Here is a 24518-nt window from a genome sequence, read left to right on the forward strand (position 1 = left end):
CGTTCTGAAGCCTGCATTTGGTCGATTGCGTGTGTGATGCCCCCTTGGGGCTGCCTCCTTTTCCTGCGAAGTACGCGCCGGGGTGGCGCAAGGACGCCCTTTACCTGATAATTCGCCTTGGATTTGACGTCATGGCTTTGACGGTCTGGAATTTCAGGAGGCTGGATGCACATCGACGGGAATGTAGTGCCATTGCGCAGGGTCGCTAGTGACCAGGCGACGCAACTGCCACTCGCCCGCCTGCCTGTCATTGTGTTGCAGGTTCGCGACAAGGCGACGCAACAGCTCAGGCAGGGCTTGCAGGTGCTGTTCGATAATGCCGACGATACCCTCTTCGAAATGGCCGACCGGGCACCTGACGATGTTGAGCAGAATCTTTTCTTTGAGGCGATGCGCGATTTGCGTTTGAAACGCAAAAGTATCGAGCGGTTGTTTTTCGAGCAACTCTTCAAGGCGTTCATCAACCTCGGCCAATGCGATCTCGCCTACAGGATGCTGCCTCGGTCATTGTCTCCCAATGCGAGTGTTGCGCCGACTGATGACGCGCCCGAACGCAACCTGGCTGTGCAAGCGATGGTCAACAAGGTGCTCTACCGCGACGGTTTCGCCCTCGACCAGCTCACCGCACGCCTCAGTACGTTGTTGGGAAGGACGCTGATCGAACAGCACAATCCCCTGGGGCCCACGGTGCTCTGCAAGTGCTTCCTGGCGGCCGGGCGTCACCTGGGTGTGGACATCAAGGTCAAGCTGATCATCCTCACGCTGTTTGATCGCTATGTGCTCAGTGGCGCCGGCCAGCTTTACGCCCAGGCCAACCAACTGTTGATCGCCACCGGCGTGCTGCCAGGCCTGACACCTGCCCCTACAAACGACACGATGGATAACAACACCGCTTCTGAGCTTGCCATGCCGGAAGGTGAGCAAGCTGACGCGCTCACCCGTGACGAACGCCGACGCATTGAACGGCTGGAGCAGCGGATTCGCGACGCCGAAGAAAGCCGCGCCCAGACCGCTTTGGCCCGCCAGCGAGTAGAGCAAGCTTTGAACCAGGCTCTGCTGGGTAAGACATTGCCGCAAAGTGTGCTGGCATTCGTGCTCGAGACTTGGAGCAAGGTATTGCTACTGACCTGCCTCAAGCGTGGCCATCTGTCACTGCAGTGGCAGGCTGATGTGCAGACCATGATGCAATTGATCTGGAGCGTCCAACGTCATGACCCGCCCGATGCTCGTGAGCATTTGTTGACGCTGGTTCCGGCGTTGCTAAAGGCATTGCGCGAAGGGCTGAGCGGTTCGGCGTTCGATCCATTTGCGACCCGTGCGTTTTTCAGCGAGCTGGAGTACCTGCACGTTCAAATGTTCGAGCATCCAGGGCATTCGCGAGCCGATGCGACAGCGACGGTCGAGGTATTGGAGCCAATCATCCTGCCTACGGCTGAGGAAGGTCCGGTCGATACTGCACGTGTGTTCGACGATGGCGTATTGTTTGAACCAGACCTGGCTTCAGTGATGGGCAAATTGCAGTACCTCAATCGCGTCAAATGATCGCCCCCGATGGCCTATCGCGGCATACTGGCGCCAACACAGTCGTCGTTGAAGGAACCTGTATGCAGTTGGACCCCGCCAGCGGTTGGTGCAAAGGCGTGCATTTATGCCCCTCGCCCAACTTCAATGCGCGCCCCGAGGGCGAAATTTCCCTGCTGGTGATCCACAACATCAGCCTGCCGCCAGCGCAGTTCAAGACTGGAAAGGTGCAGGAGTTTTTCCAGAACCGCCTGGATGTCACGGAGCATCCCTATTTTGAAGGGATTGCGCACCTGCGGGTTTCCGCGCACTTTCTGATCGAGCGTGACGGCACCGTCACTCAGTTTGTTTCTTGCCTTGAGCGTGCCTGGCATGCGGGCGTGTCGAGTTTTGAAGGGCGGGAAACCTGTAACGATTTTTCCATAGGCATCGAACTCGAAGGCACGGATGATCTGCCGTTCGAGGATGCGCAATATCGAGCGTTGACGACCCTGACCCGGCAGTTGCAATCGGCATTTGCGGCCATCACCACGCAGCGTATCTGCGGGCACAGCGATATCGCCCCTGGGCGCAAGACCGATCCGGGACCCGCGTTCGATTGGGCACGCTATCGCGCGGCCTTGGCACAAGAGGAAGGATAATGAGTTTTCTGGTGTTGCTGTTGGCGGTATGGATCGAGAAGTTTTCGGCCCTGCGCCACCGGGTTCAGCACGACGCTGGCTGGATTCGTGAGCTGAACAAGCTAGAGCTCAGCCCGCGTCTGGTAGAGCGGCCGTGGCTGGTCCTTGCCGTGCTGGTGTTGTTTCCAGTGGCGGTGCTGGGCTTGCTGCTGGTGGTGCTCGACCCCGTAGCCTACGGTCTGTTGGCGTTGCCGGTGCATTTGCTGGTGGTGATCTACAGCCTGGGGCGTGGTGACCTGCTGGGGGAGCTAGGATCCTTTCGCGATGCCTGGCGTCGCGAAGACCTGCAAGCGGCGGCTCATGTGGCCAAGCGTGACCTGGACATCTGCGCCGACAATGCCGAGCAACTGCTGGAGCGGGTCGAAGGGCATTTGCTGTGGGAGGCCTACCAGAGCTTTTTCGCGATCATTTTCTGGTACTTCCTGCTCGGGCCGGTGGCCGCGCTGAGTTATCGATTGCTGACGCTGGCCGAAGAACACGGGCAAAACCCGGCTGTGGTCGAGCGCGCGGCGCAACTGCGCCATGCATTCGACTGGGTGCCGGTGCGTCTGTTGGCAGCGAGTTTTGCCCTGGTCGGCAACTTTGTCGCGGTCAGCCGGGTGATGTTGCACGAACTGTTGAACTGGAACATCAGCGCTGCCCAATTGATCGAAAAGGTCGGGCTGGTAGCCGGTGAGATTCCAGCCCCGGTGGTCGGGCCTGAAGGCGTCAACAGCCTCGATCGCATCTGGGAGTTGCTGCTGCGAGCGGCAGTGCTCTGGTATGCGGGGTTTGCGTTGTGGACGGTTCTGCCGTAGGCGCTGGGTTGCCGGGGAACCAGGCGCCGCGGTGTGTCTGTAGCACCGCGTCATCGTTCTTCTCGGGAATGCCGTCACTCTTAAAATGTGTCTTCCGTTAACCTTAAGTTACAAAAATCTCCCCTGATTTACGCTATACAGAGATAGCGCCGAATACTGGCTATCTGCCGTCTCGCTGCGCCCGCCAATAAAAATAAGAAATCGAAGGGAGACTTCCAGTGAAGAGCTTGCTCTATCCCGCCGTCGCGCTGATGAACCGCCTGAGCTTCGGCATGAAGTTCAGCCTGATCAGCGTACTGTTCCTGGTGCCGATGCTGGTAACCAACTTCTACCTGGTGCGTGATTCCTATCGCGAGTTCCAGGGCACCCGGGTCGAATTGCAGAGCCTGGATCTGTTGGGTAGCAGTCTCGCGTTAAGGCGTGATCTGGAAACCCTGAACAATCTTGTGCAGATCAACGTCGCCTTGGGCCAGTCGGGCAAGGCGGGAAATGTCGAGACGCAGATCGGTACGCTTGAACAAGGTGTCCTGGCACGTTTGCAGGGCTTGACGGCAATGGCCACCGATCCGGAGCAGGTCGTGCTGTTCGATGCCAAGCGCGATGAAATGATCAACGCATTCAAAGCGCAGCAGACGGAAAAGTCCCTGCAAAGCAAAAGTGCACTGATCAGCAAGCTGCTCGGCAATGCACAGGTCTTCGGCCAGATCATCGCCAGTCAGGCCGGTCTCAGCCACGATAGCCAGAGTGACATGCGTCAGCTGAGCGAGCTCGTCACCAACATCACTCCGCGCGTTACCCAGATGCTGGGTGAAGGTCGCGCATTGGGCTCCTCTTCCTTGGGCCAGGGGTTTCTCAATTCGTCGTCGAGCACGCGTTTCGATGAATTGCTGGTACAGCTCGACAAGCTCCATGCCGAGTACGGCCTGAAGCTGCAGGACGCAACGGGCTCGAGCAACGCCGCACGTGAAACCCTGGCGACCCAGGCTGACAGCAGCAAGGCCTCGTTGAAAAAGGCCAGCGAACTGTTCGAAGAGCAGGTGGTGATGGCCGACACGCTCGATGCACCATGGCAGGCCTTTTACGATCAGGTCTCGGCGCTGATGGGCCAGACCTATCAACTCAATGAAGCCACCTTGAAATTTCTCGGCACCCAGTTGCAACAACGCCTGGAACAGAACCGCACGCACATGATTCTGCAGGCCGTGGCGCTGTCGGTGGTGTTTGTGCTGATTTTTTATCTGTACGGTGCGTTCTACGCCTCGACCCGCACCACCCTCAAGCGTCTTGGCGAGGTCATGGACAAAGTGGCGGCCGGCGACATGACGGTCACTTTCAACGCCCACAGTCGTGATGAGCTGGGTGAGTTGGGCGAGGTGTTCAACGGCACCGTGAAAAAGATCCATGACTTGATCGAGCGTGTCGGACAGACCGTCGGCGAGGTCGAGCGCCAAGCCGGGCAAGTAGAGAGTGTCTCCGCGCAAAGCAACCAGGCCGTGGCCGGTCAGCGCTCGCAGATCGAGCAGGTCGCCACGGCGATGAATCAGATGTCGGCCACGTCCCTTGAGGTGGCGCGCAGCGCTGCCGCCGCCGTCAGCAGCGCCCACAGTGTCAACGACGAAACGGCGAGCGGTCGTGGGCTGGTGGAATCGCAGCAGGGCAGCATCGCTGCGCTGGCCAGTGAAATCGACCAGTCGGTGCAGGTGATTAACCAACTGGCCAGCGACAGCCAGTCCATCAGTCGTGTGCTGGAGGTGATCAAGAGCATTGCCGAACAGACCAACTTGCTGGCACTCAATGCCGCTATTGAGGCAGCCAGGGCGGGTGAGCAGGGGCGCGGATTTGCGGTGGTGGCGGATGAAGTCCGCACACTGGCCAAGCGCACCCAGCAATCGACCGAAGAGATCGAACAGATGATCGCCAAGCTGCATGGCGGTGTTGGGGCCGCGGTCAAGGCGATGAGCGTCAGCCATGAGATGGCCAATGGAACGGTGGGGCAGTCGGAAAAGGTCCAGCAAGCCCTGGACAATATCCTGGGCGCTGTCGGCATGATCGTCGATCAGAACCAGCAGATTGCCGCGGCTGTGGAGCAGCAGACCGCCGTGGCCCACGACATTGACCAGAACATTGTCGAGATCAATCGTGCCGGAGAGCGTACTGCCGAAGGTGCGCACCAGACGGAGGATGCCAGTCGCGCGCTGTCGGCGCAGGTGGTGCAGCTCAAGCAGTTGATCAGCGCCTTCCGGGTCTGAAGACATCTCACCAACCTGTGGGAGTTCAGTCCCACAGGTTGGTGAGCGCCTGAAATTTCTGTAGTACCTCATCCTCTTCTTTTGTAGGAAAGGTCCTTATTTTCTTAGGAACTGCTTTTTTCGTCTTCAATGAAGGACTATCAACGTCACTGACCGCATGGAGGAGGCACGGTTATGGCTGTCGCAACACTTGGTATCCAGGGGCGCTGTGGACATTGCCAGCGCACGCTATTGCTCAAACCCTGGCAACTCAATGCCATTGCAATCAACGAAGCATTCACCTGTACCCACTGTCAGAAAGCCCTGCAACTGAGCGACCCGAAACAGATCAGGCGCTTCAAGACCCTGGACTCGTTAGCCATGTTGAAGGCCAGCCTGCTAATCATGATTTGCAGCACATTGCTGGTGGCGTTGGTACTGGAATGGATTGGAATGCTCAGCGTCGTGGAGCAACTGAACATTTCACTGGTGGCGATTTTCGTCTACTTCGTTGCTCTTCGATTCGCCCGCCAGCGTCAGCACATGACGTTGATTCTCGAGGCCGCCAAGGCCCACGTCGACTGATTACCAGTTGAACAGTTCACGGGCGTTGGCGCTGCTCGCGGCGGCCAGTTGTTCCGGGGCGAGCGACATGATTTGCGCCAGCGCCGTGCAGATCGCTGGCAAGTGCGCCGGGCTGTTGCGCTGGCCGGGGAACATCGCTGGCGCCATGTCCGGCGAGTCGGTTTCCAGCACCACCGACTCCAGTGGCAAGTGGGCGAGTACGCGGTGCATGCGCAGCGCCTGGGGCCAGGTCGCAGCGCCGCCGAGGCCGAGCTTGAAACCGAGCTTGATGTATTCGCGCGCTTCTTCCTGACTGCCCGCGAAGGCGTGGATGATTCCGGCGCGTTTCAACTTGAAACGCTTGAGCGTGGCAATCACCGCCGCATGACTGCGCCGCACATGGATCAGCGCGGGCAGGTGGAAATCCACCGCCAGTTGCAGTTGCGCATCGAACAACGCCTGCTGTCGTTCGCGGTCCAGGGTTTCGATGAAGTAGTCCAGGCCGATCTCGCCCACCGCACACAGCTGGCGATGGCCGGCCAGTCGCCCCAGCCAGTCGCCCAGTTCGGTGAGATGTTCGGGGCGATGATCCTCCAGGTACACAGGGTGCAAACCGAACGCCGCATGCAGGTCGGGATCGCTTTGCACCAATTCCCAGACGCGCTGCCAATTACCCTGATACACCCCCAATACCACCATTTCACGTACCCCGAGAGCTCGGCTCTGGGCCATCAGTGCCTGACGATCCGCGTCGAAGTCGGGGAAGTCCAGGTGGGTGTGGGTGTCGATCAGGTCCATGGCTCAGTCCTGGCGAATACGTTGTTTGAACGTCCGCGCGATGGCCAGCACACCGGGTTGGTAATCGGACTGCTCGATGGCTGCCAGGGCGAGTGCGAGCGCCTTGTCGGCAATCAATTGGTGTTGTTGTGCCATGGCGTTCACCGGCAGCGGCAGGAAATCCAGCAACTGGGTGTCTCCAAATGTGCCAAGACGCAGCGGGCGGGTTTTCAACGGGAAATCGTGCAACGCATCGAACACACCCTGAAGCAGTACATAGGACGTCGTCACCAGGGCCTCGGGCAAATGTCCTACGCGTTGGATCAGTTCTTCCATCAACTGCTTGCCGCACTCACGGCTGAACGAATCAGCGTGTTCGATGAGCACTTCGCCGTCGTACCCGACCAGGGCCTGCTTGAAGCCAGCAGCCCGTTCCTGGCTGATGCTCAATTCGGGACGCGCGCCGATCAAGGCGATCTGCTTGGGCAACGGCTCAAGCAGGCTTTGGGTCAGGTGCAGGCTGGCCTCTCGGTCATCGCTGATCACCGAGCAGAAATATTCAGGCTCCATGACCCGGTCGATGGCGATGATCGGAATGCCTTTGGCTTGCAGTTGGCGATAGCTGTCGTCACCCCGCGGCAGGCAACTGGCAACGATCAGGGCATCACAACGACGGGCGCGGAACAGTTGCAGCAATTGCCGTTCGCTGTCGGGTGCATCGTCGGAACTGGCAATCAATAGCTGGTAGCCACGCGCCCGGGCACCTTGTTCAAGGAGCTTGGCGATCCGCGCGTAACTGGGGTTTTCCAGGTCCGGCAGAATGAAGCCCAGGGTCCGGGTGTGGCGACTGCGCAGGCCGGCCGCCTGGGGATTAGGCGTGAAACCATGTTCTTCGACGACCGCGCGCACGCGCTCAACGGTGGCGCTGCTGATACGTTGCTGTTCGGCCTTGCCGTTGATGACGTAGCTGGCGGTGGTGACGGACACACCGGCCAGCTGGGCTATATCACTGAGTTTCAACCCGCTATTCCTTGTTTTTTCGAGCTTGCCTCGACATTTTCACCAATCCTACCCGATTCAGGCAGGCGACCTTGGTCACAACGCATCCGACAAGTTGGGCTTCAACGATGCACCATTATCGAGTAACGTGCCAATCACTCTAGATTAAACGATTCAGCAAGCGTATTTTCTACATTAATGGCTGCTTTGGCCGGTTCTGCCGTGAAACCGCCGAAGATTGTTTTAAGACAAAGGCCTAAGCTGAATCATTCAAAAACAATACCTGGCGCCCCAAGGGCGCCAACAGGAGACAGCATGCTCGAGCTCACCATAGAGCAGATATCCATGGGCCAGTCGGCTGTGGATAAATCCGCCGCGCTGCAACTGCTGGCCAGGCACCTGGTCGACGATGGTCTGGTTGACGAAGGCTACCTCGCCGGCTTGCAGGCACGCGAAGCCCAGGGCTCGACTTTTCTTGGTCAAGGTATTGCCATCCCCCACGGTACGCCAGAAACCCGCGACCAAGTGTTTTCCACGGGCGTGCGCCTGATGCAGTTCCCCGACGGCGTGGACTGGGGTGACGGACAGATCGTCTACCTGGCGATCGGGATTGCCGCCAAATCCGACGAACACCTGCGCCTGCTGCAACTGCTGACCCGCGCGCTCGGCGAGACCGACCTTGGCCAAGCCTTGCGTCGCGCCAGCAGCGCCGAGGCCTTGCTGAAACTGCTGCAAGGCGCGCCGCAAGAGCTGGCGCTGGATGCGCAGATGATCGGCTTGGGCGTCGCTGCCGAAGATTTCGAAGAGCTGGTCTGGCGTGGCGCGCGGTTACTGCGTCAGGCCGACTGCGTCAGCAATGGTTTCTCCGCCGTGTTGCAGCAAGTCGAAGCGCTGCCGCTGGGCGATGGGCTGTGGTGGCTGCACAGTGAACAAACGGTCAAGCGTCCAGGCCTGGCGTTCGTCACCCCGGACAAACCGCTGCGCTACCTCGGTCAACCGCTGAGCGGCCTGTTTTGCCTGGCCAGCCTGGGCGAGGCCCACCAAGCGTTGCTCGAACGCCTGTGTGCGTTGCTGATTGAAGGTCGCGGCCATGAGTTGGGCCGTGCCACCAGTTGCCGCGCGGTGCTTGAAGTGCTCGGCGGCGAGTTGCCGGCAGACTGGCCGAGCGCACGCATTGCGCTGGCCAACGCCCACGGTCTGCATGCCCGTCCGGCGAAGATCCTCGCGCAACTGGCGAAAAGTTTTGAAGGCGAGATTCGCATCCGCATCGTCGACGGCCAGGACAGTGCGGTGTCGGTGAAAAGCTTGAGCAAACTGCTCAGCCTGGGCGCCCGTCGTGGGCAGGTGCTGGAAATCATCGCCGAGCCGAGCATCGCCGCCGATGCCTTGCCCGCTCTGTTGACCGCGATTGAAGAGGGCCTCGGTGAAGAAGTCGAGCCGTTGCCAGCGGTGAGCCAGCCTCGTGAAGAAATCGTCGAGGTGGCCCAAGTACTGCTCGCCCCGGCGCCGGGCAGTCTGGTGCAGGCCATCGCCGCCGCTCCGGGAATCGCCATCGGCCCGGCGCATATCCAGGTACTGCAAACCATCGATTACCCGCTACGGGGAGAGTCCGCCGCCATCGAGCGTGAGCGCCTCAAGCAAGCGCTGGCGCACGTGCGCCAGGACATCGGCGGCTTGATCGAACGCAGCAAGGCCAAGGCTATCCGCGAGATTTTCATCACCCACCAGGAAATGCTCGACGACCCGGAGTTGACCGATGAGGTCGACACCCGTCTCAAGCAGGGCGAAAGCGCGGAAGCGGCGTGGATGTCGGTGATCGAAGCCGCTGCCAGGCAACAGGAGTCCTTGCAGGACGCCTTGCTCGCCGAGCGCGCCGCCGATCTGCGCGATATCGGCCGTCGAGTGCTGGCGCAGCTCAGTGGTGTCGAAACACCGCATGAACCTGAGCAGCCCTACATTCTGGTGATGGACGAAGTCGGTCCGTCCGATGTGGCGCGCCTTGATCCGGCCCGTGTCGCCGGTATTCTCACCGCCCGCGGTGGCGCCACCGCTCACAGCGCGATTGTTGCGCGGGCCTTGGGAATTCCAGCCCTGGTCGGTGCCGGTGCCGCGGTGTTGCTGCTGGCGCCGGGCACGCCGCTGTTGATCGATGGCCAACGCGGGCGTTTGCATGTGGACGCCGACGCGGCGACCTTGCAGCGCGCCACCCAGGAGCGTGATACCCGCGAGCAACGCCTGAAGGCCGCCGCCGAACAACGCCATCAACCGGCGTTGACCACCGATGGCCATGCCGTCGAAGTGTTCGCCAATATCGGTGAAAGTGCCGGCGTCACCAGTGCGGTAGAGCAGGGCGCCGAAGGCATTGGTCTGTTGCGCACCGAATTGATTTTCATGGCCCACCCGCAAGCGCCGGACGAGGCGACCCAGGAAACCGAATACCGCCGTGTTCTCGATGGCCTGGCCGGTCGTCCGCTGGTGGTGCGCACCCTTGATGTCGGTGGCGATAAACCGCTGCCGTATTGGCCGATCGCCAAGGAAGAAAATCCGTTCCTCGGGGTGCGCGGCATTCGCTTGACCCTGCAACGGCCGCAGATCATGGAAGCCCAGTTGCGCGCCTTGTTGCGCGCCGCCGACAACCGCCCGCTGCGGATCATGTTTCCGATGGTCGGCAGCGTCGACGAGTGGCGCCAGGCGCGGGACATGACCGAACGCCTGCGCCTGGAAATTCCAGTGGCGGACCTGCAATTGGGCATCATGATCGAAGTGCCGTCGGCGGCCTTGCTGGCGCCGGTGCTGGCCAGGGAAGTCGACTTTTTCAGCGTTGGCACCAATGACCTGACGCAATACACCCTGGCCATCGACCGTGGCCATCCAACCTTGTCGGCCCAGGCCGATGGCTTGCATCCGGCGGTGCTGCAGCTGATCGACATCACCGTGCGCGCGGCCCATGCCCATGGCAAATGGGTCGGTGTGTGCGGCGAGTTGGCGGCCGATCCGTTGGCGGTACCGGTGTTGGTTGGCTTGGGCGTGGATGAACTCAGTGTCGGCGCACGCAGCATTGCCGAGGTCAAGGCGCGGGTTCGCGAACTCAGCCTGACCCAGGCTCAAACCCTTGCCCAACAGGCACTTGCCGTGGGCAGCGCGAATGAAGTGCGCGCATTAGTGGAGGCTTTGTAATGGCCAGGATTTTAACCCTGACCCTCAACCCGGCGCTGGACCTCACCGTCCAGCTTGCGCGCCTGGAACCCGGTCAGGTCAACCGCAGCGACACCATGCACACCCATGCTGCGGGCAAAGGGGTGAACGTGGCGCAGGTGTTGGCGGACCTCGGGCATCAATTGACCGTCAGCGGTTTTCTCGGTGAAGACAATCAGCAAGCTTTCGAAAACCTGTTCGCCAAACGCGGTTTTGTCGATGCGTTCATTCGTGTTCCCGGTGAGACGCGCAGCAACATAAAGCTGGCGGAAAGCGATGGACGTATCACCGACCTCAATGGGCCAGGGCCGCTGGTCAGCGCCGCGGCGCAGCAGGCATTGCTCGAGCGTCTCGACCAGATAGCGCCGGGGCATGATGCGGTAGTGGTTGCCGGCAGTCTGCCCCAAGGCATCAGCCCGCAGTGGTTGCAGGCATTGATCGGGCGATTGAATGATCTGGGCTTGAAGGTCGCCCTGGACACCAGTGGGCAAGCATTGCGGGCGGCGCTCAAGGCTGCTCCATGGTTGATCAAGCCCAATGCCGAGGAGTTGGCTGAAGTGCTCGGCGGCGAGACGGTGTCGGTCCTGGCCCAGGCGCAAGCCGCGAGTCGCCTGCACGCCCAAGGCATCGAGCATGTGGTGATTTCCCACGGTGCCGAGGGTGTGAACTGGTTCAGCGTCGGTTCGGCGCTGCATGCCACGCCGCCGAAAGTCAGCGTCGCCAGTACGGTAGGCGCGGGCGATTCGTTGTTGGCCGGCATGCTCCACGGGTTGCTCAGTGCCGATACGCCTGAACAAACCTTGCGCACCGCCACGGCGATTGCCGCGATGGCGGTCACCCAGATCGGCTTCGGTATCAGCGATGCAGCGCAACTGGCGCAGCTCGAACAGGGCGTGCGCGTGCGCCCCCTGACAGAACAATAAGAGGGTTGGTCATGAAGTTAGCCATTGTTACTGCCTGCCCGAACGGCATGGTCACCAGTGTGCTGTGCGCCCGGTTGCTCGATGCCGCGGCCCAGCGTCAGGGCTGGAGCACCAGCGTGGAGATCAGCGATTCGGCACATCCCGAACGGCAACTGTCGGCCGCCACGATCGAGGCGGCCGAGTGGGTGTTGCTGGTGACCAGCGCGCCTGTGGATATGTCGCGTTTTGTCGGTAAGCGTTTGTTCCAGAGTACCCCTGCCCAAGCGCTGCAAGACGTCGAAGCGGTATTGCGCCGTGGTGCTGAAGAGGCTCAGGTGTATGTCGCACCGCAAGCCGTGGTTGAGCCGGTGGCCGTCGTTAAAAACGCGCCGCGACTCGTTGCCGTGACGGCCTGTCCAACCGGTGTCGCCCACACTTTCATGGCCGCCGAAGCCTTGCAGCAAGCGGCCAAGCGCTTGGGCTATGACTTGCAGGTGGAAACCCAGGGTTCGGTCGGCGCACGCAATCCGCTGAGCGCCCAAGCGATTGCCGACGCCGATGTGGTGCTGCTGGCGGCGGACATCGAAGTGGCCACCGAGCGATTCGCTGGCAAGAAAATCTACCGTTGCGGCACCGGCATTGCCCTCAAGCAGGCTGAAGCGACACTCAATAAAGCATTGGCCGAAGGCAAGCAGGAAAGCGCTTCGACCGGTGCCAAGGGGCCGGTCAAACAAGAGAAGACCGGGGTCTACAAACACCTGTTGACCGGCGTGTCGTACATGTTGCCGATGGTGGTGGCAGGCGGCTTGATGATTGCCTTGTCGTTCGTATTCGGCATCACCGCCTTCAAGGAAGAGGGGACGCTGGCGGCGGCGCTGATGCAGATCGGCGGCGACACCGCGTTCAAGCTCATGGTGCCGCTGCTGGCAGGCTACATCGCTTATTCGATTGCCGACCGTCCGGGCCTGGCGCCGGGGATGATCGGCGGCCTGCTGGCCAGCACCCTGGGTGCCGGTTTTATCGGCGGGATCATTGCCGGTTTCCTCGCCGGGTACGCGGCGCAGGCGATCAATCGTTATGCGCGGTTGCCGCAGAGTCTCGAGGCGCTGAAACCGATCCTGATCATCCCCTTGCTGGCAAGCCTGTTCACTGGCCTGGTGATGATCTACGTGGTCGGCAAGCCGGTGGCGGGCATGCTCGCCGGGCTCACGCATTTCCTCGACAGCATGGGCACGACCAACGCGATTCTGCTCGGCGTGCTGCTGGGCGGCATGATGTGTGTCGACCTTGGCGGGCCGATCAACAAGGCCGCGTATGCGTTTTCGGTCGGGCTGCTGGCGTCGCAGAGTTATGCACCGATGGCGGCGACCATGGCCGCCGGCATGGTGCCGCCGATCGGCCTGGGCATCGCCACGTTCATTGCCAGGCGCAAGTTCGCCCAGACCGAACGCGAGGCGGGTAAAGCGGCCTTGGTACTGGGGCTGTGCTTTATCTCCGAAGGCGCGATTCCATTTGCCGCCAAAGACCCGCTGCGGGTGATCCCGGCGAGCATTGCCGGCGGTGCGCTGACCGGTGCGTTGTCGATGTACTTCGGCTGCAAGTTGATGGCGCCCCATGGGGGGTTGTTTGTGTTGGCGATTCCGAATGCGATCAACCATGCATTGCTGTACTTGCTGGCGATTGTGGCGGGGAGTTTGTTGACGGCGGTGGTGTATGCGCTGGTCAAGCGGCCGGAAGTGGTGGAGATGGCGGTGGAACCCGTCAACGCCTGACACTGGCCCCCTGTAGGCGCTATCAGGCTCCGGGCGTTAAATCAGATTGATCGTTCCCACGCTCTGCGTGGGAACGCAGCCCGGGACGCTCCGCGTCCCTTCCGGAGCCGAACGCGGAGCGTCCGTTGAGGCATTCCCACACAAAGCGTGGGAATGATCACTGTAGGGTCAGTAAACGTCGCGGCGGTAGCGGCCTTGTTCGATCAAGCGCTCGACTTCGGCGGTGCCCAACACATCGTTCAGCACCTGATCGACGCCTGCGGCCATCCCCTGAAGACTGCCGCAGATGTAGATCACCGCACCCTCCGCCAGCCATTTCTTCAGCTCTTCGGCCGAATCGCGCAAGCGATCCTGCACGTAGATCTTCTCGGCTTGATCACGCGAGAATGCCAGGTCCAGGCGCTGCAAGTCGCCGGAAATCAACCACTCCTCCAGCTCGTCGCGGCACAGGTAATCGTGTTCGCGATTGCGCTCACCGAACAACAACCACTGGCGTTGCTGGCCATCGGCGATGCGCGCCTTGAGCAGGCTACGCAAGCCAGCGAGTCCCGTGCCGTTGCCCAGCAGGATCATCGGCACCGGTTCATTGGGCAGGTGGAAACCGCTGTTGCGCCGCACGCGCAGGCTGATGCTGCCGCCCACGGCGGCGTGTTCGGTCAGCCAGCCGGAGCCGACGCCAAGGGTGCCATCAGGGTGCAGCTCCTGGCGCACGATCAATTCCAGGATGCCGTCGGCGGCTATCGAGGCGATGGAGTATTCGCGCATGGCCAACGGCACGAGGGCATCCACCAGGGACTGCGCATGCAGGCCGACCAAATGGCTGCGGTTCTCGGGCAGCTGCCGGCTGGCGAGGGCTTGTTCCAGCGGTTGCGACAAACCCTCGTGGGTAATCGTCGCGCGACCGTCGATCCCCAATCCTTCGAGGAAGTGCTCGATGGCCCAAGGGCAATTGCGCGGCAGCACCTCCACCAGGTCACCGGCCAGCCAGCTGTTGGTACCTGGCGCCTTCAGGCCCAGCAAGTACACCGATGAGCCGCTGCTGTCGGGGTTGAGCAATTCCCTGCGGACCAGCGTCCAGTTTTCGTAGCTCGGTGCTTGCCAGGTGCCCACAGGCGCCTGACCGGTCAACAGGCCCAGTTGCTGCTGCCAGTGACGCAAGGCATAGGGATCGCCGCTGTCGACTTCCACCGGCGCGAACAAGGTCTTGCCGCCGTGCTCGCCCAGCCACTTGTGCAGGCGCTGGGCAAACCCGCAGAAGTGTTGATACTGCCGGTCGCCGAGTCCCAGCACGGCATAGTTCAGGCTGTCGAGGCTTAACGACCGACCCAGCACCTTGCGCTCGAAACCCCGGGCGCTGTCCGGCGCTTCGCCGTCACCGAAGGTGCTGACCACAAACAGCGCGTTGTTCGAAGCATGCAGGTCCTGCTCGCTGACATCCGCCAGTGGCTGCACCTTCACCGGCAGGCCCGCCGCCTGCAACTGGCCGGCGGTCTGCCAGGCCAATTGCTCGGCAAAGCCACTCTGGCTGGCGAAACCGATGAGCCAGGCCGGGGTGTTACTGTCGGGTTGTGCCAGGCCTTTGCGGGCGTCCTTGATCTGGCGTTTCTTGCGTCGACGATCCAGGTACAGCAGCCATCCGGTGACGAAGAACAGCGGCATGCTCAGGGCCGTGAGCGTCAGGATGATGCGCCCGACGATGCCGAAATAGCTGCCCACGTGCAGCGCGTAGATGCTGGTCAACAGCTGCGCCTTGAAACTCTTGTCGCTGTAGCGGTCATGCCGTTTGATCGCGCCGGTCACCGGGTCCAGGGTGATCTGGTTCAGCGCGCGGTCGTGGGGCGAGTTCTTCAACAGGTAGAAAACGCTTGCCGGTTGCCCGGCTACGGCCGGCATGCGGGTGTTATAGAAACTCAGGTCGGGACCGGCAGCGCTGTAGATGCTGCTCCACATCGCCGAGTAGTCGACCACCGGTGCCGGACCGCTTGGCCCAGGGCCGCGTCCACCGCGAACACGTTCATTCTGTGGCGAATCGGAGAGCAGGCGTGTCAGGCCCTTGTTGTACCACTCGTAAGACCAGGACAACCCGGTCAGCGCGGCCAGGAGATAAAACACCAGGCACCAGGTGCCGGCAACCGAGTGCAAGTCCCAATTGAAGCTGCGGCCTTTTTTCTTCCAGTCGAGGGTCAGCCATGCGCGCCAGCTTTTCCACTGGCGAGGCCAGCGCAGGTACAGGCCGGACAGGCAGAAGAACACCAGGATCAGGGTGCAGGCGCCCGTGATTTGCCGGCCGGTGTCGCCCATGGCGAGGAAGCGGTGCAGTTGCAACATCAGGCCGAAGAAGCCTTGGCCGGTGGCGTCGCCCAGGAGTTCGCCGGTGTAAGGGTCGACGTAACGCATGGGGCCGCGACGCTCGCCCGCTGGCGGGGTGAAGAACACTTTTGCGGCAACGTCGCTGTCGATGCCGACCGAGAGCATCGCCACTTTCATCTGTGTCGCCGCCTCGATCTTCTCCACCAGGTCAGCCGGTGGCAGCACGCCGGCGACTTGTTTCTGGACCTGCAACACGGAAGGGTTCAGCGCGTACAGGATTTCATCCTGGAACGAGACCGTCGCCCCGGTAATGCCCATCAGGGCCAGGACGAGACCTGCGCTGATGCCAAAAAACCAGTGCAACTGGAACAGGGTTTTCTTCAACACGTCGCTCGCCTTGCTCGTTTAAAAATAGTCATCACGGCGCGCATTATGCCGTGGGTTATCGAGGAACATTCCCTTTACACACAAAAGCCCCGTTCACTTGGATGAACGGGGCCTGACCCCTGTAGGAGCTGCCGCAGGCTGCGATCTTTTGATCTTGATTTTGGGCGGTGGTGCAATCGCCGAAGATCAAAAGATCGCAGCCTGCGGCAGCTCCTACAGGTTTGTGTCCATGCTTCTGTTATCAGAAGTGGAAGTTGGTGCTCAACAAGGCAGTCCGGCCCGCCGCCTGGTTGGCGAAGTGGTTGGAGAACGCCTTGTCGTAGTAGGTAACGTCGGTCAGGTTCTGCACGTTCAGCTGCAGGTCAATGTTCTTGGTCAACTTGTACGCGGCCATCGCGTCGTAGCGCACATAGTCATTGACCATGGTGGTGTTGGCCACGTTACCGAACACGTCGTCGACATAGAACGCACCGCCACCGATGGTCAGCCTTGGCGTGACCTGGTAGGTCGTCCAAAGGCTGGCGCTGTTTTTCGGCGTGTTAGGCAGTTCGTTGCCGTCGTTGGCTTTGTTTGCCGGCAGGTCACCACCGTCGACTTGCTCGCTGTCCATGTAGGCGTAACCGGCGAAGACTTGCCATTTGTCGGTGATCTTGCCAGTGGCCGAAAGCTCGACACCCTGGACGCGGGTCTTGCCAGCGTTTTCGTACGTGGTGGTATCGACCTGGACGCGGGCGTTGTCTTTTTCGGTGCGGAAGATATCGGCAGTCAGCGACAAGCGATCGTTGAGCAGGTCCCACTTGGTACCGATTTCGTAGTTCTTGGTGGTCTCCGGCTCCAGGTCGCTTTTCAGCAGGTTGCCGTTGCGATCCGGGGTGCCGCCCAGCGGATTGCCGTCCTGACCTTCGCCAAGCGTGGAGCCCGGAGGTATCGCGGACGTTGCGTAGGACGCATAGATGCTGCCGTTCTCCGCTGGTTTGTAGACCACACCGAACTGACCGGTTACGAATTCGCTGACGTCATCGCCCTTGAAGGTCGTGGTGCCTGCGGCGTTGTAGGTCTTGTAGTCGGTGTCGAAATGGTCGTAGCGCAGGCCCATGTTCACCAGCCACTGTTCGGACAATGTCAGAGTGTCGAACACGTAAAGCGCATAGGTTTTACCCGTGGTGTCGGTGCCGGCGTAGTTGCGGGTGATCGAACCGTTCCATGGATCGTTCGGGTTCGGGTTCGACAGCGAGGTGCAGTTGTATCCGCTCGGAGCTCCGATCATCCCCGGAGTGCATTGGGTGCCTGGATCCCTTGGTGTAACTGGAGTCCCTGGCGTGGTGTCGGTGTTGACGGTATACGAGGACTTCTTGCTTTCCTCGCGGCTCAACTCGATACCGGTCGCGAAGCTGTTCTTGAAGCCTGCGATGTAGACGTCACCAAACAGGTCGGTCTGGTTGGTCGTCGTATCGGTGTTGCTGACGCGGGTGTTGGCCCGACGCCACACGGTACCGTTGTTGACGTTGCCCTTGCTGTCGTCCGGCTGGGTCAGGATGTAGTCCTGCATGCTGCTGCCGTGGCGCAGGGTGTTCTTGACGGTCAACGCGTCGTTCAGGTCGTGCTCGATGGCGATGGTCGCGGTGTCGGTACGACCCTTGCGGAAGTCACGATCGGTCAGGCCGTAGAAGTTGCTGCTATCGCCGCCGGCATAGGGCTTGTCCGGATTGGACTTGGTGCGGGCAGCCGAGCCACCGGCCGGGATGGTGTAGGGAATACCCGAATCTGGCGTGTCGTTGCTTTCCAGATGGTAGTAGTCAAGGTTGACACGGGTGTCGGTGCCCAGGCCGAAGGCCAGAGAAGGCGCGACGCCCCAGCGATCGTAGTCGACGCTTTCGCGACCGGCGACATTGCTTTCGTGGCTCATCAGGTTCAGGCGACCGGCAACGGTGTCGGAGAACTGGTAGTTGCCGTCCATGGTGTAACGCTGGGTCTGGTCCGAACCCCAGGTAAAGCCACCGTCGAACGAGTCGCCCAGATGCGCTTTCTTGCTCACCAGGTTGATGCTGCCACCGGCAGCGCCGCGACCGCCAATGGCGGAGTTAGGGCCCTTGCTGACTTCGATCGATTCAACGGCAAAGATCTCACGGCTCTGCGAACCGGTATCGCGCACGCCGTCCAGGTAGGTATCGCCCTGGGCATCGAAACCGCGGATGAACGGACGGTCGCCCTGAGGGTTACCGCCTTCACCGGCACCGAAGGTGATGCCCGGGACGGTACGCAGTGCGTCCTGCATGTTCAGGGCGCCGGTGTCCTTGAGGACTTGTTGCGGGATGACAGTGATCGAGCGCGGAGTGTCGACCAGGGGCGCGGTGTACTTGGGCGAGGAGGCTTTTTCGACGTTGTAGGAGGTCTCATCCTGGGCTTCGCCGGTGATCGCGGTTGCGCCGAGGGAAATCGTGTTGCTCGGTGCCTGCTCGCTGGTTTTTTCCGCCGCGAAAACCATTTGGCCCGCAGAGCCGGCAGTGATCGCCACGCCAATTGCAGAAGCGAGTAAACGCGGTGAACTGACCGGTAGTTGTGGTTGTTGGCGTGACATTTTTATTCCCCTCCCCAAGGATTTGAGGCCGCGGAATATAGTGTAAACACGTATTTGTATCAATTGCGAAAAATTACTATTCGCACTGAATTTACAATCTTTACAATTTAGCCTTACGGTTTTTACTGTTTCATTCGTCTCGCGGGTTTTACAAGGGCAATAAGAATCAATACCATTGGCATCCCTTTGCTTTCTGGTGCTTGCCCCATGCTGCTGCACATTCCCGGCTTGTTCGAAAAAGAAGAAGTGCAGCGCATTCGCGAGGCTCTGCAACAGGCCGATTGGGCTGATGGCAAGATCACGGCCGGGTACCAGTCGGCCAAGGCCAAGCACAATCTGCAATTACCGGAAGGCCACCCGCTGGCCAAGGAAATCGGCGCGGCCATGCTGGAGCGGCTGTGGAAAAACCCGCAGTTCATGTCAGCAGCGTTACCGCACAAGGTGTTTCCTCCGTTACTGAACTGTTACATGGCTGGCGGCAGTTTCGATTTCCACATCGACAACGCGGTGCGTCAGCCCAAGGGCAGTATCGAACGGGTGCGCACCGACCTCTCGGCCACTTTGTTCTTCAGCGAGCCTCAGGATTACGACGGCGGGGAGCTGGAAATCCAGGACACCTACGGCACCCAGCGGGTGAAGTTGCCGGCGGGTGACATGGTGCTGTACCCCGGCACCAGCCTGCACAAGGTCAACGCCGTCACCCGTGGTACGCGCTACGCCTCGTTTTTCTGGACCCAGAGCCTGGTGCGCGAAGACAGCCAGCGTGCGCTGCTGTTCGAGATGGACGGGGCGATCCGGCAGTTGACCCAGGACGTGCCAGATCACCCGTCATTGATCAGCCTGACGGGCACGTATCACAACCTGTTGCGCCGTTGGGTCGAGGTATGAGTTTTCAATTGCGCCGCCAAGAGGTACTCGATGGAGACCGTCTCAAAGCCATGCTCGACGAAAGCCCGGCCCGTGCGGCCCAGGCGATCGTAGCAGCAGCCCGCGAGGGGCTTGTCGATGCCCAGGCGCTGCTTGGGCAGATCCTGCTGGACGGAAATGGAATCGCCCAGGATCAACCGCTGGCGTTGCGCTGGTTCGACATCGCCGCCCGACAAGGGCACCTGATGGCCCGCAACATGCTGGGGCGATGTCACGAACACGGCTGGGGGTGTGTGGCCGATGCAGCGGCGGCTGCCCGGCATTATCGAATCGCCGCAGAAGCGGGGCTGGATTGGGCGATGTACAACTACGCCAATCTGCTGGCGACCGGGCGTGGGGTGGCTGAGGATCAATCGTCGGCGCTGAACCTGTATCGCCGCGCTGCCGAGCTTGGCCACGCGAAATCGATGAACCTGCTGGGACGCTATCTGGAAGAGGGGCGTGTTTGCCCGGCAGATCCCCAAGCGGCTCGGGACTGGTATCGGCGCTCGGCAGAGGGAGGGGATTTTCGTGGGCAGTTCAGTTTTGCGGCGGTGTTGGCCGCAGAGGGGAGTATCGATACTGCATTGGTCTGGCTACGCAAGGCATTGGCCAATGGCAATCTGAACTTTCTTCGGGTGGCAAGCCAGGCGCTCATGGGCGCAACCGAGCCCCGGATTCACGCAATGGCCGACGACTACGCCAAACGTTGCGCCGAACTGTAGGCACACCTGAAGACAGATCGTTCCCACGCAGAGCGTGGGAACGATCAGGTACAAAAAATTTCAGGCACAAAAAAGCCTATGACTCGTCATGGGCTTTTTGATTTCGGCGTGTAGCGCTTACACGTAGAACGACTTCAACGGCGGGAAGCCATTGAATTCAACCGCGCTGTAGCTGGTGGTGTAGGCGCCGGTCGACAGCCAGTACAGGCGATCACCGATCGCCAGGTTCAGCGGCAGGCCGTACTTGTAGTTTTCGTACATGATGTCGGCGCTGTCACAGGTTGGGCCGGCGATGACGACTTCTTCCATCTCGCCTTTCTTTTCGGTCCAGATCGGGAACTTGATGGCTTCGTCCATGGTTTCGATCAGGCCGGAGAACTTGCCCACGTCCGTGTACACCCAACGCTCGACGGCGGTGCGGGATTTACGGGCGACCAACACCACTTCGCTGACCAGGATGCCGGCGTTGGCGATCAGCGAGCGGCCTGGTTCCAGGATGATTTCCGGGAGGTCGTCACCGAAGTCTTCCTTGAGGAAGCGAATGATTTCTTCGGCGTAGGTTTCCAGGCTGTTGGTGCGGGTGATGTAGTTGGCCGGGAAGCCACCGCCCATGTTGATCAGCTTCAGTACGATGCCGTCTTCTTCCTTCAGGCGTTCGAAGATCACCTTGACCTTGGCGATCGCGGCGTCCCAGACGCTGATATCGCGCTGCTGCGAGCCTACGTGGAAGGAGATGCCGTACGGCACCAGGCCCAGGTCACGGGCGAGGATCAGCAAGTCCATGGCCATGTCGGTCTGGCAGCCGAATTTGCGCGACAGAGGCCAGTCGGCGGTGGTCGAGCCTTCGGTCAGGATGCGTACGTAGACTTTCGAGCCCGGTGCGGCCTTGGCGATGTTGCGCAAGTCGGCTTCGGAGTCGGTGGCATACAGGCGCACGCCCTTCTCGAAGAAGTAGCGGATGTCCTTGGATTTCTTGATGGTGTTGCCGTAGCTGATCTGGTCGGCGCTGACGCCGCGGCTCAGCACCTTGTCCAGCTCGTAGATCGAGGCGATGTCGAAGCTCGAGCCTTTCTCTTTGAGCAAGTCGATGATTTCCACCGCCGGGTTGGCCTTGACCGCGTAGTAGACCTTGGCGAATTCGAAACCGGCGCGCAGGTCATCGTAGGCCTGGCTGATCATCGCGGTGTCGATCACCACGAACGGGGTTTCTTGCTTGTCGGCGAACGCCTTCATTTTCTGGAAGGTTTCACGCGCGAAATAGTCTTCGACCTGGATCGACATGCTGGGAACTCCTACTGGCAAACTGAAATTATCAATGGGTGCAAATGAACGTCCTCCGTATCCCCACTTTGGTTCGCCTACTTCCCAAGGCATGTCGCCGAAAGCAAAAAGGCCATGGGTAGCGCTGCTTTCCCTTGGCCTTGCTGTCTCGTCGTCAGTACTTGAGCCGGATGGATCGTTTCCAGCATGGACGTTCGGCGCGAACTTTAGGGCGTGAGGGGCTTGAGATCAACAAAAAATGTCGCGTTTTTGCACGCATCCGTCGTAAGGCAGCCTACAGCTACCTGTGTAACCGACAGGGATGACGGATTGATGTTCCCCCAAGAGGGCGATTTGAAAGGAATTCGAACGGTTTTTGTGGCGAGTGAGCAAGCTCCTTCACCACAAAAACTTTGTTTCGGTGGAAAAGTCAGCAGTAAAGTGACTACATGTGTTGGTTTGCTGGTTTGCTGGTTTGCTGGTTTGGTGATTTTTAAAACTAGATTTGATTAAACTGCATTGACAGCAAATGTCGAGGTTGCTTTCAGGTTTGGATAGTTATGCACTGTTGCAGTTACTGTTACGTTGTAGCTTCTCTGTACACTAGGCAAATGGATTCTTGCGAATTGAGTGCCAGTTTTAATGGCAGTCATATTGGAAGCCGGCTGCGATGATACTTCCCAGTTGATAAACTCATTGGGGAATGTACTTCCGTTTGGGCCGTGCACGCTCACGCCGGTGTTAGCATTGAGGGGGTTTCCGGTTTTTATATTCTGTGTAGGGGTGCCGCTAATTCTGATTTCATTCGGCACGTTTTTCACACTTTCAGTTGTTTCAGTTTTCATTAATCTATTCCTTGATTCGAAAAAGTTATTGGTCACTCGAGCAAGCTGTTGTGATTCAGATATTTTGTTTGAATCCGGACTGATGGTGTCACGAGTCGAAAGGTGTTGAAACTATCTGAAGTGTTAGTTTTAAGAGTTAAAAAGAATGGAAATTGTGTTTTTGTGAGAGTTTTCTATTTCTGATAGGGGGCAGCTCCTAAAATATAAAGCAGCCTATTACCCCCCTCCATCGGTTGAACGCGGTCGGTTGAAGCAGGCTATCAGGCCGACACAGTTTCGGCCGGCGAAACAATTCGGGTCTTGCCGCCACGTGACTTGCCGGAGCTCAGATACTCGGCAATCGATTCCTGCGTCACCTCGCCCAGAAACACTCGTTCGGCATCCATCACCGGTAGCCACGCTCGATTGAACTCATACATGCGCGACAGCAGGATACGCAAATGCTCGTCGTAGGCCGCCGTAGCGTTGAACTCCCGCAAGTACTGCGCGCAGGCACCGGTCTGACGGTGCAGGTCGCGGCGTCGTACATAACCCAGCGCCTTGTTCTCACCGTCGGTGACCACGACATAACGCCGGTCATGCTCGTCCATCAGTTCCAGCGCCTCGGCCACCAAGGTCTCCGGGCTGACGGACGGGGCGTTATCCGCCGCGTCTTCAGCCTTGACCAGCAACAAGCGCTTGAGAGTGCTGTCCTGGCCGACGAAGTTGCTGACAAAGTCGTCAGCCGGGTGGGCCAGCAGGGTGTCTGGGTGGTCAATCTGCAGCAATTTGCCGGCACGGAAGATCGCGATCTTGTCGCCGAGCTTGATGGCTTCGTCGATGTCATGGCTGACCATGATCACGGTCTTGTTCAGCGCCCGCTGCATCTCGAAGAATTCGTTCTGGATCATCTCGCGGTTGATCGGGTCGACCGCGCCGAACGGTTCGTCCATCAGCAACAGCGGTGCATCAGCGGCCAGCGCGCGAATCACGCCGATCCTCTGTTGCTGGCCACCGGACAATTCCCGAGGGTAGCGATGCAGGTACTGCTTGGGTTCGAGCTTGATCATGCTCATCAACTCGCGGGCGCGGTCGTGGCACTTCTGTTTGTCCCAGCCGAGCAGTTTCGGCACCACCACGATGTTCTCCTCGATGGTCATGTTCGGGAACAGACCGATCTGCTGGATCACATAGCCGATGTTACGGCGCAGGGTCACTGCGTCGAGACCGGTGGTGTCTTCACCATTGATCAGGATCTTGCCCGAGGTCGGTGTGATCAGGCGGTTGATCATCTTCAGCGTGGTGCTTTTGCCGCAACCCGAAGGCCCGAGGAACACGCAAATTTCGCCTTCATTGACGGTCAGGCTCACCGAGTCCACGGCTTTCACGTCTTTGCCGTTGCTTTGGAAGGTCTTGCTGAGGTTTTGAAGTTCGATCATTTGAGCAGTCCTTTAGGAGTCAGCGAGCGTTGCAGCCATTGCAGGAGCAGGTCGGCGAAGATGGCCAGCAGGCTGACCAGCACGGCGCCGACAATCAGCATCGACATGTCGCTGCGGCTGATGGAAGCGAGGATGAGCACGCCGAGGCCGCCGGCACCGATGGTCGCGGCAATGGTCATCACGCCGATGTTCATGACCACGGCGGTGCGCACGCCGGCAAGGATTACCGGCACGGCAATCGGCAGTTCGACCATGCGCAGGCGCTGGCCAAAGGTCATGCCGATACCGCGCGCGGCTTCGCGGATGCCCGGTTCGACGTTGGTCAGGGCCAGGTAGGTGTTGCGCATGATGGGCAGCAGCGAGTACAGGAACACCGCGGTGATGGCCGGCATCGGGCCCAGGCCCTGGCCGAATTTCGAGTAGAACGGCAGCAGCAGGCCGAACAGGGCAATCGATGGTACGGTCAGCAGTACGGTGGCGCTGGCCTGCAGCGGCCCGGCGAGCGTCGGAAAGCGCGTCATCAGGACGCCCAGCGGCACGCCAACCACGATCGCCAAGGTCACGGCGATGCCGACCAGGGTGATGTGTTGCCCGGTCAGGTGCAGTACCTGTGTCCAGTCGAGGTGGGAAAAGGCGTTGATAAATTCCATGGCT

The 24518-nt window shown here is 60.1% G+C and carries 19 protein-coding genes; 11 read left to right on the plus strand and 8 right to left on the minus strand.

The window, feature by feature from the left end:
- Nucleotides 1-165 precede the first annotated feature (165 nt).
- The 5 genes from HGP31_RS04155 (at nt 166) to HGP31_RS04175 (ending at nt 5811) form a co-directional block, all read left to right on the plus strand.
- Nucleotides 166-1542, plus strand: a complete 1377-nt coding sequence (locus tag HGP31_RS04155) for a DUF1631 family protein (RefSeq protein WP_168757222.1) — start codon at nt 166-168, stop codon at nt 1540-1542.
- Nucleotides 1543-1604: 62 nt separating this feature from the next.
- Nucleotides 1605-2162 carry a 1,6-anhydro-N-acetylmuramyl-L-alanine amidase AmpD gene (ampD, locus tag HGP31_RS04160; protein ID WP_168759130.1) on the plus strand — a complete coding sequence of 186 codons (558 nt, stop codon included), beginning with the start codon at nt 1605-1607 and terminating at the stop codon, nt 2160-2162.
- Nucleotides 2162-2998 carry a regulatory signaling modulator protein AmpE gene (gene ampE, locus HGP31_RS04165; protein ID WP_168757223.1) on the plus strand — a complete coding sequence of 279 codons (837 nt, stop codon included), beginning with the start codon at nt 2162-2164 and terminating at the stop codon, nt 2996-2998. Before ampD ends, ampE begins: the two co-directional genes overlap by 1 nt.
- A 1544-nt stretch (nt 2999-4542) precedes the next feature.
- Nucleotides 4543-5247 carry a methyl-accepting chemotaxis protein gene (locus tag HGP31_RS30905; RefSeq protein ID WP_371106603.1) on the plus strand — a complete coding sequence of 235 codons (705 nt, stop codon included), beginning with the start codon at nt 4543-4545 and terminating at the stop codon, nt 5245-5247.
- A gap of 174 nt (nt 5248-5421) precedes the next feature.
- Nucleotides 5422-5811, plus strand: coding sequence for a hypothetical protein (locus HGP31_RS04175; RefSeq protein ID WP_168757225.1), 390 nt, complete (start codon nt 5422-5424; stop codon nt 5809-5811).
- Here the strand turns inward: HGP31_RS04175 and HGP31_RS04180 are convergent, their stop codons facing one another.
- Both HGP31_RS04180 and cra read right to left on the minus strand, forming a co-directional pair.
- Nucleotides 5812-6588 carry a TatD family hydrolase gene (locus HGP31_RS04180; RefSeq protein WP_020796547.1) on the minus strand — a complete coding sequence of 259 codons (777 nt, stop codon included), beginning with the start codon at nt 6586-6588 and terminating at the stop codon, nt 5812-5814. It lies immediately after the preceding gene.
- A 3-nt stretch (nt 6589-6591) separates the two neighbouring features.
- Entirely contained in the window at nt 6592-7587 is a 996-nt protein-coding gene (cra, locus tag HGP31_RS04185; RefSeq protein WP_020796548.1) for a catabolite repressor/activator, read from the minus strand.
- A 294-nt stretch (nt 7588-7881) separates the two neighbouring features.
- On the opposite strand from cra, the gene ptsP reads away from it, so the two are divergent.
- Genes ptsP through HGP31_RS04200 form a run of 3 tightly spaced genes read left to right on the plus strand, consistent with a single transcriptional unit; the run spans nt 7882 to nt 13435 of the window.
- Complete coding sequence (gene ptsP / locus HGP31_RS04190) at nt 7882-10743, plus strand: phosphoenolpyruvate--protein phosphotransferase (RefSeq protein WP_020796549.1); 2862 nt, start codon at nt 7882-7884, stop codon at nt 10741-10743.
- The gene (gene pfkB, locus HGP31_RS04195) at nt 10743-11684 is read left to right on the plus strand and encodes a 1-phosphofructokinase (protein ID WP_020796550.1); all 942 of its coding nucleotides are present in this window, start codon (nt 10743-10745) and stop codon (nt 11682-11684) included. The genes ptsP and pfkB overlap by 1 nt, the downstream gene beginning before the upstream one ends.
- A gap of 11 nt (nt 11685-11695) precedes the next feature.
- A complete protein-coding gene (locus HGP31_RS04200; RefSeq protein ID WP_020796551.1) occupies nt 11696-13435 on the plus strand; it encodes a PTS fructose-like transporter subunit IIB in 1740 nt (579 codons plus the stop codon).
- A gap of 168 nt (nt 13436-13603) precedes the next feature.
- On the opposite strand, the gene HGP31_RS04205 is transcribed toward HGP31_RS04200, so the two are convergent.
- Together HGP31_RS04205 and HGP31_RS04210 are read right to left on the minus strand one after the other, a co-directional pair.
- A complete protein-coding gene (locus tag HGP31_RS04205; protein ID WP_168757226.1) occupies nt 13604-16132 on the minus strand; it encodes a PepSY domain-containing protein in 2529 nt (842 codons plus the stop codon).
- A 241-nt stretch (nt 16133-16373) separates the two neighbouring features.
- A complete protein-coding gene (locus HGP31_RS04210; RefSeq protein WP_168757227.1) occupies nt 16374-18710 on the minus strand; it encodes a TonB-dependent receptor in 2337 nt (778 codons plus the stop codon).
- A gap of 207 nt (nt 18711-18917) precedes the next feature.
- Here HGP31_RS04210 and HGP31_RS04215 point away from each other — a divergent pair, with 207 nt between their 5' ends.
- Both HGP31_RS04215 and HGP31_RS04220 read left to right on the plus strand, forming a co-directional pair.
- Nucleotides 18918-19598: a Fe2+-dependent dioxygenase gene (locus HGP31_RS04215; RefSeq protein WP_168757228.1), complete on the plus strand. Its 681-nt coding sequence runs from the start codon at nt 18918-18920 to the stop codon at nt 19596-19598.
- The gene (locus HGP31_RS04220; protein ID WP_020796554.1) at nt 19595-20341 is read left to right on the plus strand and encodes a tetratricopeptide repeat protein; all 747 of its coding nucleotides are present in this window, start codon (nt 19595-19597) and stop codon (nt 20339-20341) included. Before HGP31_RS04215 ends, HGP31_RS04220 begins: the two co-directional genes overlap by 4 nt.
- A 117-nt stretch (nt 20342-20458) precedes the next feature.
- Here HGP31_RS04220 and HGP31_RS04225 read toward each other — a convergent pair whose 3' ends face one another.
- Nucleotides 20459-21622 (minus strand): type III PLP-dependent enzyme, encoded by a 1164-nt coding sequence (locus HGP31_RS04225; protein ID WP_020796555.1) that lies wholly within the window; start codon nt 21620-21622, stop codon nt 20459-20461.
- A 312-nt stretch (nt 21623-21934) separates the two neighbouring features.
- Here HGP31_RS04225 and HGP31_RS04230 point away from each other — a divergent pair, with 312 nt between their 5' ends.
- Nucleotides 21935-22114 (plus strand): hypothetical protein, encoded by a 180-nt coding sequence (locus tag HGP31_RS04230; RefSeq protein ID WP_168757229.1) that lies wholly within the window; start codon nt 21935-21937, stop codon nt 22112-22114.
- On the opposite strand, the gene HGP31_RS04235 is transcribed toward HGP31_RS04230, so the two are convergent.
- The 3 genes from HGP31_RS04235 to HGP31_RS04245 form a co-directional block, all read right to left on the minus strand.
- A complete protein-coding gene (locus HGP31_RS04235) occupies nt 22111-22446 on the minus strand; it encodes a hypothetical protein (RefSeq protein WP_168757230.1) in 336 nt (111 codons plus the stop codon). The two genes, HGP31_RS04230 and HGP31_RS04235, sit on opposite strands and share 4 nt — an antisense overlap.
- Nucleotides 22447-22706: 260 nt before the next feature.
- The gene (locus tag HGP31_RS04240; protein WP_168757231.1) at nt 22707-23864 is read right to left on the minus strand and encodes an osmoprotectant ABC transporter ATP-binding protein OsmV; all 1158 of its coding nucleotides are present in this window, start codon (nt 23862-23864) and stop codon (nt 22707-22709) included.
- Nucleotides 23861-24514: an ABC transporter permease gene (locus HGP31_RS04245; protein ID WP_168757232.1), complete on the minus strand. Its 654-nt coding sequence runs from the start codon at nt 24512-24514 to the stop codon at nt 23861-23863. The genes HGP31_RS04240 and HGP31_RS04245 overlap by 4 nt, the downstream gene beginning before the upstream one ends.
- Between the last annotated feature and the right edge of the window lie 4 nt (nt 24515-24518).

This window comes from Pseudomonas umsongensis, from assembly GCF_012647205.1.
Lineage (GTDB): Bacteria > Pseudomonadota > Gammaproteobacteria > Pseudomonadales > Pseudomonadaceae > Aquipseudomonas > Aquipseudomonas umsongensis.